This window comes from Micromonospora sp. NPDC049101 (assembly GCF_040648675.1).
Lineage (GTDB): Bacteria > Actinomycetota > Actinomycetes > Mycobacteriales > Micromonosporaceae > Micromonospora.
This window is the reverse complement of the sequence record NZ_JBEZED010000022.1, coordinates 63,188-74,388: the sequence shown is the minus strand read 5'-3', so window position 1 is coordinate 74,388 and position 11,201 is coordinate 63,188. Positions and strand designations below refer to the sequence as shown.

Genomic DNA, 11,201 nt, shown 5'->3' with positions numbered 1-11,201 from the left:
CGAGCACGATCGCGTGGTCAGCGGGGCACCCGGTGGGAGCCCGCGCGATCGGCTCGGCGCGCATCCGTTGATCGGGCGGAGGGAACGGCTGCCGGTCGTCGTCGAGCCGGCGGCGCCGCGGATGGAAGAAGCGGGTAACGCTCGCTCAGCGGCAGCAGCCGCAGGCGGCGGTCCAGCTGCGGCAGCATCCCCGCGACACCGCGATGGCGGTGCCCCGAAGCAGGGTGTGCTGGCTGGTCATGGATACGACGCTAACCCACAATTCCTATGTGTCAACTAGGGTTTCATGCGCTGGGACGCGACGGGTGCGATAATAGATCGAAATAGATAAATCTGTGACCGAGGCGCACGCCCGCCGCCCAGGTCAGATCCGAGGGAGCCACCACCGTGACCATGCCGCCGGTCCGCTCAGTCCTCGCCGCCGTGTCCATCCTGGTGGCGGGAGTGCTCGCCAACGCCGGCCCGGCCCACGCCGCCGACCCGCCGCCAAGGGTGGACAACCCCTACGTCGGCGCCCGGGTCTACGTCAATCCGGAGTGGGCCGCTCGCGCCGCCGCCGAGCCCGGCGGTGCCGCGGTCGCCGGCCAGCCGACGGCCGTCTGGCTGGATCGGATTGCTCGGATCGCCGGCACCGACGGGGTGCTGGGCCTGCGCGCGCATCTGGACGCCGCCCTGGCGCAGCGCGCCGACCTCGTCCAGTTGACCCTCTACAACCTGCCGGCCCGCGACTGCGGCCGGCGGGCCCCGCAGGGGGAGCTGTCGATCGATGACACCGCCCGGTACCAGGACGAGTTCATCGATCCGATCGTCGAGATCCTCGCCGCTCCCCGCTACGCCGACCTGCGCATCGTCGCCTTCGTCGAGCCGAACTCGCTGCCCAACCTCGTCGTCAACACCGGCAACCGGTACACCGCCACCCCGGCCTGCGACGAGGTGCGGGCACGCGGCACCTACCAGCAGGCGATCGGGTACGCCCTGGCCCGGCTCGGCACGGTGCCCAACGTCTACCCGTACCTGGACATCAGTCACCACGGCGAAGTCGGCTGGCCGGAGGACTCGGCGCCGCTGACGGCGCTGCTGCTCCAGGCCGCGACCGCCGCCGGCAGCACGGTGGCCAACGTGCACGGCTTCGTCGCCAACACCGCCAACTACTCCGTCCTGCGCGAGGAGCACTTCCGCGTCGACGACGTCATCAACGGCCAACCGGTGTACCAGTCGAGGTGGGTCGACTGGAACCCGTTCGTCGACGAGATGCCCTACGCGCGGCACCTGCGTGCCCTGCTGACCGAGGCCGGCTTCTCCCCGCAGGTCGGTGTCGTGGTGGACACCTCCCGCAACGGCTGGGGCGGCCCCGCCCGCCCCACCGGGCCGGCGCCCGCGAGCGAGGTGAACCGGTACGTCGACGGCAGCCGAATCGACCGGCGAGCCTACGTCGGGAACTGGTGCAACCAGGCGGGCTCCGGCCTCGGTCAGCGGCCCGCCGTCGAACCGGAGCCGGGCATCGACGCCTACGCGTGGATCAAGCCGCCCGGCGAGTCCGACGGCGCCGCCGGCAGCCCGACCCCGGGTCTGCCGTACGAGCCGCTGTGCGACCCGAACTACCTCGCGCCGCGCGGCTCCCCGTACGCCACCGGGGCGATGCCGGGCGCCCCGCCGTTCGGCGAGTGGTTCCCGGCGCACTTCCGACAGTTGCTGACCAACGCCTGGCCGCCCCTGTGACAGTGGTTCGGCTCCGCCCACGAGTCGCTAGCCTGGCCGACGTGGCGGCCTCCAAATCGCGCGGACGCTGAGCGGAATAGGCTGCGGCCATGAGTGGCGTGCCGAGCGGTGCCCGAGTCTCGACGAATCCCCTTCGCCAGCTCACGATCGACCAACTCCGGCAACGGACGAGCCTCAAGTGGCGGGAGTACCCCGACGACGTGCTGCCGCTGTGGGTCGCGGAGATGGACGTGCCGCTGGCCGAGCCGGTCGCGGCGGCGATCACCGACGCGGTCGCGCGCGGCGACACCGGCTACCCCGCCGGCACGGCGTACCCGCAGGCGTTGGCGGAGTTCGCCCGGCGGCGGTGGGGTTGGGACGGGCTGGTGGTGGAGCGCACCGCGCTGGTGCCCGACGTGATGCACGGTGTCGTCGAGGCGCTGCGGCTGGTCACCGAGCCGGGCGACGCGGTGGTCGTCAACTGCCCGGTCTACCCGCCGTTCTACGAGTTCGTGACCCATGCCGACCGCCGGATCGTGGAGGCGCCGCTCGGCGCGGACCTGCGGATCGACCTCGGCACGCTGGAGGGCGCGTTCCGCAGGGCCCGGGCCGGTGGGCGGCCAGCGGCGTACCTGCTGTGCAGCCCGCACAACCCGACAGGCGTCCTGCACACCGTGGACGAGTTGGCCGCCGTCGCCAGCCTGGCCGAGCGGCACGGGGTACGGGTGGTCGCCGATGAGATCCACGCCCCGCTGGTGGGTGGGGGAGCGCGCTTCGTGCCGTACCTCTCGGTGCCCGGCACGGAGAACGGCCTGTCGCTCATGTCGGCCTCCAAGGGGTGGAACCTGGCCGGCCTGCGCGGTGCGCTGCTCATCGCCGGCCCGGCCGCGGCCGGAGACCTGGCCCGCGTTCCGTTCGATGCCAGCGTCAGCACCAGCCACCTCGGGGTGATCGCCCACACCGCCGCCTTCCGCGACGGCGGCGAGTGGCTCGACGCCCTGTTGACCGGCCTGGACGACAACCGTCGGCTCCTCGCCGCGCTGCTCGGCGAGCACCTGCCGGCCATCCGTTACCAACCCGGTCCGGCCACGTACCTCGCCTGGCTCGACTGCCGCGCCCTCGGCCTCGGCGACGACCCCGCCGCGGTGTTCCTCGACCGTGGCCGGGTGGCGCTCAACCCGGGTCCGGCCTTCGGCACCGGCGGCGACGGGCACGTCCGGCTGAACCTGGCCACCGCACCCGAGCTGATCACCGAGGCGGTACGCCGGATGGCCACCGCCGTCGCCGGATAGGCAAGGGCAGGCACCGAGAGCGGTGGCGGACGGCGACAATGGTCGGCGTGCCACCCGCCTTCGTGCTGCACCACCACCGCAAGCCGCGACCGCACTTCGACCTGCGGCTGGAGGAGGCTGGTGTGCTGCGTTCCTGGGCGGTGCCCCGCGGCCTGCCGGACAGTCCCCGTGCCAACCGGCTCGCGATCGCCGTGCCGGACCACCACCTCGATCACCTCACCTATCAGGACGCCGACAAGTCGATCGCCGACATCGGCACCTGGGAGGAGCACGACCGCACCAAGCGCCGGATGCTGTTCACGTTGCACGGTCGCACCGGCCGACGCCGGTACGCGCTCATCCGCACCGGCGAGGGCTGGTTGTTGCACCTGACGAAGGAGCAACCCGCGGACGAGTGAGGGCGGCGGCTCCCGATGTTTCGGCCTCGCGTGACGGGTATTCAGGCGCACCGGCGCGGCCGTGGGTGCAACAAGTGTCACGGAGTAAGGGAGTGCGCGTTATGTCTGATCCGCAGCCCACAATCGTTCTCGTGCACGGGGCGTTCGCCGAGTCGGGGAGCTGGAACGGCGTGATCGAGCGGTTGGGCGCCGCGTACGACGTGGTGGCCGCCGCCAACCCGCTGCGGGAGGTCGCCGGCGACGCCGCGTACGTGCGGGACGTGGTCCACGGGATCGGCGGTCCGGTCGTCCTCGTCGGACACTCCTACGGCGGCATGGTGATCACGCAGGCCGCTGCCGACGAACCACTGGTGCGGGCCCTCGTGTACGTCAACGCCTTCGCCCCGGACACCGGCGAGTCGGGGCTGTCGCTGTCCGGGAAGTTCCCCGGCAGCACGCTCGCCGACACGCTTGTGAAGTACCCGCTGTCGACCGGCGGTAACGAGGTCGCGATCGGCCAGAACACCTTCCACAAGCAGTTCGTCGCGGACGTGTCGGCCGACGTCGCCGCGCAGATGGCCCGGACCCAGCGGCCGATCACCGAGAAGGCCCTGGGTGACGGGCTCACCGGCGACCCGGCCTGGCGATCGCTGCCCAGCTGGTTCGTGTTCGGGGACTCCGACAACAACATCCCGGTCGCCGCGCACCGGTTCATGGCCGAGCGGGCCCAACCGCGGGGCCAGCGTGAGGTCGCCGGGGGTTCGCACGCCATGGTGGTGGCCCGGCCGAGTGAGGTCACCGAGACGATCATCGAGGCGGTCCGGGGCGTGGGCGGCTGACGCCCGATCCCGGTGGCACGTCGTCGACCGCTGTCGCGGTTGACCGGGGTGCCGCACGTCGGCTGGTCCGCAGCCCCGCGCCACGACGCGGGGCTGTTTGCTGGTGCCCGACAGGCGTGCCCACTGTCATTCATGATCGGTTGTCGACGCGATGGGAATGAGCACATTGTATTGGCGATGACATATCCGAGTCGGATCCATGACCCACGCGCAATCGGCCTTACTGGCCAACCGCCCTGCGTGTTAGCCTGCCTCAACTCTTGCAGGTGAAGCCCAATTCGGCACCGATTACCTCGGGCGATTGTTGGAGGGCATATGGACAGACTGCAGGCTTATGCGGTTTTACGTGAGGTCGCGGTCGAGGTGCTGATGGTCGAGCCGGAGGCGGTGACCGAGGACGCCGACTTTCGCAAGGATCTCGACGCGGAGAGTCTCGATCTGGTGGAGCTGTTGATGGCGCTGGAGGACCGGCTCGGGATCCGGCTTCCGCAGGACGGGCTGCGCGAGATCAACACCGTCGGGCAGGCGCTCGACATGGTGCTCGACGGTGGGGCTGGCGATGTTGCCGAGGGCGCCGGGGTGGTGGGGGAGGCCGAGCGTAAGACGCCCGCCTGATGGCGGGCGACGGCCCAGCCCGGCACCGGGTCGCCGTCACCGGGCTGAGCGCCAGGACGCCGGCCGGCGACACCCCCGACGCACTGTGGTCGGTGCTGCGGTCCGGGCGTTCCGTCATCGGTCCGATCCGCAGCTTCGACGCCTCCAGGTTGGCGACCCGCTTCGCGGGTGAGATCCAGGGTTTCGATCCGGCCGCCTATCTCACTCCGAAAATGGTCCGGCAGACCGATCGCGTCAGCCAACTCGCCTACGCGGCGGCCATTGACGCGTTCACCGACGCCGACACCAGACAGTTCGACCCGGACCGGTGCGCGGTCGTGGTCGGCACCGGCATGGGCGGATCGGACAGCTTCTACCGGCAGGTCCGCGCGTTCGTCGAGAACGGCCCGGACCGGATCAGCCCCTGGGCCATTCCAATGATCATGCCGAACGCGGCGGCGTCGCTCATCGCCCGGCAACTCCGCTGGCGCGGCCCGAACTTCTGCATCTCGACCGCCTGCACGGCCGGTGCGAACGCGATCGGCGAAGGCGTCCGGCTCATCCGTGACGGCAGCGCCGACGTCGTCCTGGCCGGCGGCGCGGAGGCGGCGGTCAACCCCATCGTCGTCGCCGGTTTCGCCCGGATGCACGCGCTGAGCACGCGAAACGCCGAGCCCGAGACCGCCTCACGTCCGTTCGACGGCGCTCGGGACGGCTTCGTGCTCGCCGAGGGGGCGGCCTTCGTGCTGTTGGAACGCCTCGACCGGGCGTGGGCCCGAGGTGCCCGCATCCACGGCGAGGTTGCCGGCTACGGGTTCAACAGCGACGCGTACCACTCCACCATGCCGCACCCGGAAGGTCGCGGCGCCGTGCACTGCATGCGCCTGGCGCTGCGCGACGCGGGCATCGACCCGGCCGACGTCGGCCACATCAACGCGCACGGCACGTCGACGATGCTCAACGACGCCGCCGAGGCACAGGCCATCCACACCGTGTTCGGGGGCGCCGCACCACCGACCACCTCGGCGAAGGGCTCGCTGGGGCACCTGATCGGCGCCGCCGGCGCGGTCGAGGTCGTCGCGTCACTGCTCGCCCTGCGGCACGGCGAGATCCCGCCAACGGCCAACCTGCGCACCCGCGGATCCGACATCCCCATCGACGTCGTCGCCGACGCTCCACGCACCGGCCGCCCCGGCCCCATCCTGACGAACTCGTTCGGTTTCGGCGGGCACAACGCCGCGCTGGTGCTCGCCTCCGTCGACGACGGTGGCGCCACCGTCAACGCCAACTGAAGCAATCGCAGCGTCCAACCGAGAAAAGGTGGTCGAGGGTGAGCATCCAGGCCGCCCCGGCGGGAGCCGGCAGCGTCATCGACAGCATCGGCGTCGCACTGCCCGACCGGGTCATGACCACCCGCGAGGTGCTCGACGGCTGCCGGAGCCGGCTGGCACTGCCGCTGGAGCAGACCACCGGCATCGTGTCGCGGCGCGTCGCCGGCGACGTCGAGTACGCCCTCGACCTGGCCACCCGGGCCGCCGAGGACTGCGTCTCCCGCTCGTCCATCGGGCTCGGCGACGTCGACCTGCTGATCAGTGCGAGCATCTCGCGGGTCGACAGCCCGCAACGGTCGACCTACGAGCCGTCGGCAGCCACCCACCTGCGCCACCGGCTCGGCTGCGAACGGGCGTGGGCGTTCGACGTGACGAACGCGTGTGCCGGTCAGTTCACCGGCATCTACATCGCCGACGCGCTCATCCGCGCCGGCGAGATCGGTTCGGCGCTGATCGTCAGCGGGGAGTACATCTCCCATCTCATGCGTACCGCCCAGCTGGAGATCGCCGACGAACTCGACGCCCGCATCGCCTGCCTGACGCTCGGCGATGCCGGTGCGGCCGTCCTGCTGACCCGGGCCGACGACGGGTCGGGGGGCTTCGACCACATCGGCATCCGCACCGTCGGGCGATACCACACCCTCTGCGTGGCCGGGCCGACCGACCGGCCGCACGGCGGCGTGATCATGAAGACCGACATGATGGGTCTGGCGGCCGCCGGCATCCGGGAGATGGTGGCGCACACCCAGCAGACCCTCGGCGCGATGGGCCTGTCGCCGACGGACTTCGACCGGTTCATCCCGCACCAGACGTCGACGCTGGCGATCCAGGCCGCCGTGCGCCGGACGAACAAGGTCTTCGGCGGGGTGGTCCTGGACGAACGGGACGTCATCAACAACCTGCCGAGGCGTGGCAACACCGCGACCACGACGCACACGGTCGCGCTGCGCGACGCGAGCCTCGACGGGCGGATCCGGACCGGCGACCGGGTGCTGTTCGAGGTCGCCGCGTCCGGAGTCAACGTCGGCACCGCCGCGTACCGGCTGGACGGGCTGCCCGACCGGCTCGCCCGGGGGGCCCGGTCATCGCGTACCGCGCCGCCGCCCCGCCGCCCGGCATCGTGGCGGCACCCGGTGCGCGCCGTCGCGATCGGCCTCGCCGACCCCACAGCCGCAGCCGCAGCCCACCCCGCAGCAGCGGCCCAACCCGGGGCCGGCGCGACGACGCTTCAGCTCATCGGTGCCGCCACCGGCGACTGCCTGCGCCGGGCGGGCGTCCGCGCCTCCGGCGTCGACCTGCTCATCCACGTGGGCGTGTACCGCACCGGCATGATCGCCGAGCCGGCGATCGCCGCGATCGCCGCGGGGGAGCTGGGCTTCGACGGCAGCACCGCCGCCACCGGCGAGATCCTCGCCTTCGACGTCGCCAACGGCGCGCTGGGCATGCTCGACGGCTGCCGGATCGCCGCCGAACTCATCCGGGCCGGCAAGGCGGACACCGCCGTCGTGGTCGCCTCCGAGGTCGAGCAACGCGAACCCGGCGCGGTCGGGCCCGCGGTGGCCAGGTGCGGCTCGGCGGTGCTGCTGCGCCTCGACCCCGACCGGGCCAGCGGCTTCCTCGGCTTCCACAGCCGCTCCGTCGCGACGCCCGCCCCGGACCGGGGCGCCTGGGTGATGCAGGACGGCGGGCACAGCTTCATCCGCGCCACCGACCGAACCGAGCCCGCCGCCGCGTACGCCGAGCACCTGCCCGTGGTCGTCGCCGAGTTGCTGGACCGCCTGCGGGTGCGACCCGACGCGATCCGCGCGGTCGTACCGCCCTGGCTGCCACCGCCGGTCGCACGCCGGCTGCGCGACACCTGGCCGGTGCTCGGTCCGCGGCTGACCACGCTGCCGCCCGCCTGGGACGGCACCGACCTGTTCACCTCGGCCCTGCCGATCGGCCTGCGCGCCGTGTCCGCCGGTGGCGGCGTGTCGCCAGGCGAACTGGTGGTGGTCGTCGGCGCGAGCACCGGCATGGAGATCGGCGCCGCGCTGTACCGCATCTGAAGGGGGCGCGTATGTGTGGTGTCGCGGGCATCCTCGATCTCGACGCGGCTGTCGAGCCGCACCGGCTGGCCCGGATGGCGCACTCGCTGGCGCATCGCGGCCCCGACGGTGAGGGCTACTTCGTGGGCCCGGGGATCGGGCTGGCGTACCGGCGACTCGCGATCGTCGACGTGGCCGGTGGGCAGCAACCACTGAGCGACGAGCGCGGGGACATCCAGGTCATCTTCAACGGCGAGATCTACAACCACCGGGCGCTCCGGGCCCGGCTCGTCGCGCGCGGTCACACGTTCACCAGCGGCAGCGACGGCGCGGTGATCGCTCACCTCTACGAGGAGCACGGTCTCGCCTTCGTCGACCACCTCGACGGGGACTTCGCCATCGCGTTGTGGGACGCCCGCCTTCGTCGGCTCACGCTCGCCCGGGACCCGGTGGGTGTCAAACCGTTGTATTACCACGTGGACGGTGGCCGGCTTCAGTTCGCCAGCGAGGTGAAGGCCCTGTTCGCGTCCGGGCTGTGCGCGGCGCGCGTCGACCCGCAGGGGCTGCGCGACGTCTTCGGCTACGGCCAGCCGACCGCGCCGGGCACCTTCTGGGCCGATATCCACGACCTGCCGCCCGGGCACCTGCTGGTGGCCGACGAGCAGGCGGTCGTCCTGCGCCGGTACTTCACCCCGCTGGTCGGTGACCCGCACGACCTGCTGCGCGGGCGGGCGGCCGTCGAGCAGTTCCGCTCGGCGCTCGTCGAGGCGGTCCGTAAGCGGCTGCCGGACGAGGTCGGCTTCGGCGCGACGCTGAGCGGCGGTCTGGACAGCACCGCCGTCGTCGCGACGATCTCGGCCGTCCTCGGCACACCGGTACGGACCGCCAGTATCCGACTGCCCGGCTCGGACCTCGACGAGGGCCGCTACTCGCGGCTCGCCGCGAAGGCACTGGCTGTCGACAACGTCGAGATCGAGTTCGGCGGCGCGCAGGCGTGCGAGCACCTGGCGAAGACACTGTGGCACCTGGAGGCGCCGCAGTGGTTCGGCGTGGCCACCCCGTTTCTGGAGGTGACCCGGATCGCCGCCGAGCGGGGCGCCAAGGTCGCGCTGACCGGCGACGGCGCCGACGAACTGCTCGGCGGCTACTCCTGGTACGTACTCCAGCGGCTGGAGCAGCGGCTCGGCCGGCTGAACCGGGCGGGCCTGGACCCGCTGCGCCGGCTGATCCTGGCCGGGGTGCTCGCCCGCAACGGCGCACCCACCGGCGCCGCCGCCCACCTGACCGCCGTGCCGGGACGGCTCGCGGACACCGCGGATCGCTTCGGCGGTGGCGCACCCGCCTGGTTCTACCTGTGGTCGGCGATGGACGCGGTCGCGCCCGCGCTGCTGCGACCGTCCAGTGGCGCTCTGGCCCCGTCGCCGCTGCCGGCCCCGCCGACGCACACGGCGCTGCACCGCTCGTTGCACTACGAGTACCAGACCAGGCTGCCCAGTTGGGTCCTCGTGCTCAGCGACCGGCTGTCCATGGCCAACGGCGTCGAGGTACGCGTGCCGTTCATGGACCGGGCGCTGCTGGACCTGTCGGCACGGCTGGATCCTCGGGTGCTCATGCGCGGCACCAGCGAGAAGCACATCCTCAAGCAGGCCCTGCGCGACGTGGTCCCGGCACCGATCCGACGCCGCCGCAAGAAACCGTTCTTCACGCCCATCACGCCCTGGTATCTGACCGGCCCGGGCGAGGAACTCGCGGCGACGTATCTCGGGCCGGCGGCGGTACGCGCCCACGGGCTCTTCGACCCGGCGCAGGTGACCGCCCTGCACCAGGCCGCGCTGCGGGGAGCCGGCCGCACCTGGGAGGGCACGGTCGCCGAGTGGGCCAGCATGGCCGTCCTCACCACCCACCTGCTGCTGGAGGTGTTCCGCGACGCGGCGGTCAGACCCGCACCGGACGCGCTCCCGGCGCCGCTCACCAGCGCCCTGCAACGTGCCGAGCGGCGATGACGAGCACCGAGGGGCACCCCTGGCCCGGCATCGATTCGCGCACCATCCTGGTCACCGGTGCGACCGGCTTCATCGGCGTCCGGCTCGTGCGGCGGCTGGCGGAGCTGGGGTGCACCGTCGTGGCGATGGTCCGCCCGACCTCCGACCGGACGGCCCTGGCCGGCATCCCCGGGCTGCGCTGGGCCGTGGCGGACCTCGACACCGGTGCGGGCGTGCCGGCGGCCGTCGCCGGCGTCGACACCGTCGTGCACCTGGCCGGCCAGGTGAAGGCCCGCCGTCCGGGGGCCTTCCGGCGTGGAAACACCGAGTCCACCGGCCGGCTGGTCGCCGCCGTCGCCGCCGCCGACCCGACCCCTCGGCTGGTGCTGTGCTCGTCCCTGGCCGCCGCCGGCCCGTCGCGGCCCGGCCGGCCCCGCGACGAGGGCACGCCTGTCGCGCCGGTCTCCGCGTACGGCCGCAGCAAGCTCGCCGCCGAGGAGATCGCCCGCGCCGCCGGTGTGCCCACAGTGGTCCTGCGCCCGACCATCGTCTACGGCCCGGGCGACCACGACTTCCTGCCGTCCTTCCTGCCGATGGCCCGCCTGGGCGCCCAGCTGCGCCCCACCCGCCCGGAACGCGAGTACTCGTTCGTCCACGTGGACGACCTGTGCGCCGCCCTGATCGCGGCCGTCGTCCGGGGCGAGACGCTGCCCCCGGACGGCGGTGCCGCGGGCGTGTACCTCATCAGCGACGGCCAGGTGTACGGCTGGAGCGACTTCTGCCGCGAACTCGCCACCGCGATCGGCCGCCCCCGCCCGCGCCTCATCCCGGTGCCGGGCCCGCTCGTGCACGCGACCGGCTGGCTGTGCGACCTGAGCCCGGTCCGGCGCGGCCCGGCACTGACGATGAACCGGGACCGCGCGCACGAGATCCGCCAGTTGGCGTGGACGTGCGCCACCGATCGGGCCCGGACGGACCTCGGCTTCACCCCCGCGTACCGCCTGCCGGAGGGCCTGGCCAGCGCGGTGGCGTGGTACCGCGGCCAGGGCCTGCTCCGCTGA

General features: G+C 72.6%; 9 protein-coding genes. All 9 read left to right on the top strand.

Annotated features, from left to right (window positions below):
- Positions 1-393: 393 nt before the first annotated feature.
- The 9 genes from AB0B57_RS26320 (at position 394) to AB0B57_RS26280 (ending at position 11,201) form a co-directional block, all read left to right on the top strand.
- The gene (locus AB0B57_RS26320) at positions 394-1,719 is read left to right on the top strand and encodes a glycoside hydrolase family 6 protein (protein WP_357075250.1); all 1,326 of its coding nucleotides are present in this window, start codon (positions 394-396) and stop codon (positions 1,717-1,719) included.
- Between the two features lie 89 nt (positions 1,720-1,808).
- A complete protein-coding gene (locus AB0B57_RS26315) occupies positions 1,809-2,990 on the top strand; it encodes a MalY/PatB family protein (protein WP_357075140.1) in 1,182 nt (393 codons plus the stop codon).
- Between the two features lie 38 nt (positions 2,991-3,028).
- On the top strand, positions 3,029-3,388 hold the full coding sequence (locus tag AB0B57_RS26310) for a DNA polymerase ligase N-terminal domain-containing protein (RefSeq protein ID WP_357075137.1): 360 nt from the start codon (positions 3,029-3,031) through the stop codon (positions 3,386-3,388).
- A gap of 101 nt (positions 3,389-3,489) precedes the next feature.
- A complete protein-coding gene (locus AB0B57_RS26305; RefSeq protein ID WP_357075134.1) occupies positions 3,490-4,206 on the top strand; it encodes an alpha/beta hydrolase in 717 nt (238 codons plus the stop codon).
- Between the two features lie 315 nt (positions 4,207-4,521).
- Positions 4,522-4,821 carry an acyl carrier protein gene (locus tag AB0B57_RS26300; protein ID WP_357075131.1) on the top strand — a complete coding sequence of 100 codons (300 nt, stop codon included), beginning with the start codon at positions 4,522-4,524 and terminating at the stop codon, positions 4,819-4,821.
- Positions 4,821-6,092, top strand: coding sequence for a beta-ketoacyl-[acyl-carrier-protein] synthase family protein (locus AB0B57_RS26295; protein WP_357075129.1), 1,272 nt, complete (start codon positions 4,821-4,823; stop codon positions 6,090-6,092). The genes AB0B57_RS26300 and AB0B57_RS26295 overlap by 1 nt, the downstream gene beginning before the upstream one ends.
- 38 nt (positions 6,093-6,130) lie before the next feature.
- Positions 6,131-8,179: a 3-oxoacyl-[acyl-carrier-protein] synthase III C-terminal domain-containing protein gene (locus AB0B57_RS26290; protein WP_357075126.1), complete on the top strand. Its 2,049-nt coding sequence runs from the start codon at positions 6,131-6,133 to the stop codon at positions 8,177-8,179.
- 11 nt (positions 8,180-8,190) lie between these two features.
- Complete coding sequence (gene asnB, locus AB0B57_RS26285; RefSeq protein WP_357075123.1) at positions 8,191-10,161, top strand: asparagine synthase (glutamine-hydrolyzing); 1,971 nt, start codon at positions 8,191-8,193, stop codon at positions 10,159-10,161.
- Positions 10,158-11,201, top strand: coding sequence for an NAD-dependent epimerase/dehydratase family protein (locus tag AB0B57_RS26280; RefSeq protein WP_357075120.1), 1,044 nt, complete (start codon positions 10,158-10,160; stop codon positions 11,199-11,201). Before asnB ends, AB0B57_RS26280 begins: the two co-directional genes overlap by 4 nt.

Excerpts from the sequence above, each read along its gene's own strand:
- AB0B57_RS26305 (WP_357075134.1), top strand. The coding sequence starts at position 3,490 with ATGTCTGATCCGCAGCCCACAATCGTTCTCGTGCACGGGGCGTTCGCC.
- AB0B57_RS26315 (WP_357075140.1), top strand. The coding sequence starts at position 1,809 with ATGAGTGGCGTGCCGAGCGGTGCCCGAGTCTCGACGAATCCCCTTCGC.
- AB0B57_RS26280 (WP_357075120.1), top strand. The coding sequence starts at position 10,158 with ATGACGAGCACCGAGGGGCACCCCTGGCCCGGCATCGATTCGCGCACC.
- AB0B57_RS26295 (WP_357075129.1), top strand. The coding sequence starts at position 4,821 with ATGGCGGGCGACGGCCCAGCCCGGCACCGGGTCGCCGTCACCGGGCTG.
- AB0B57_RS26300 (WP_357075131.1), top strand. The coding sequence starts at position 4,522 with ATGGACAGACTGCAGGCTTATGCGGTTTTACGTGAGGTCGCGGTCGAG.
- asnB (WP_357075123.1), top strand. The coding sequence starts at position 8,191 with ATGTGTGGTGTCGCGGGCATCCTCGATCTCGACGCGGCTGTCGAGCCG.
- AB0B57_RS26310 (WP_357075137.1), top strand. The coding sequence starts at position 3,029 with ATGGTCGGCGTGCCACCCGCCTTCGTGCTGCACCACCACCGCAAGCCG.
- AB0B57_RS26320 (WP_357075250.1), top strand. The coding sequence starts at position 394 with ATGCCGCCGGTCCGCTCAGTCCTCGCCGCCGTGTCCATCCTGGTGGCG.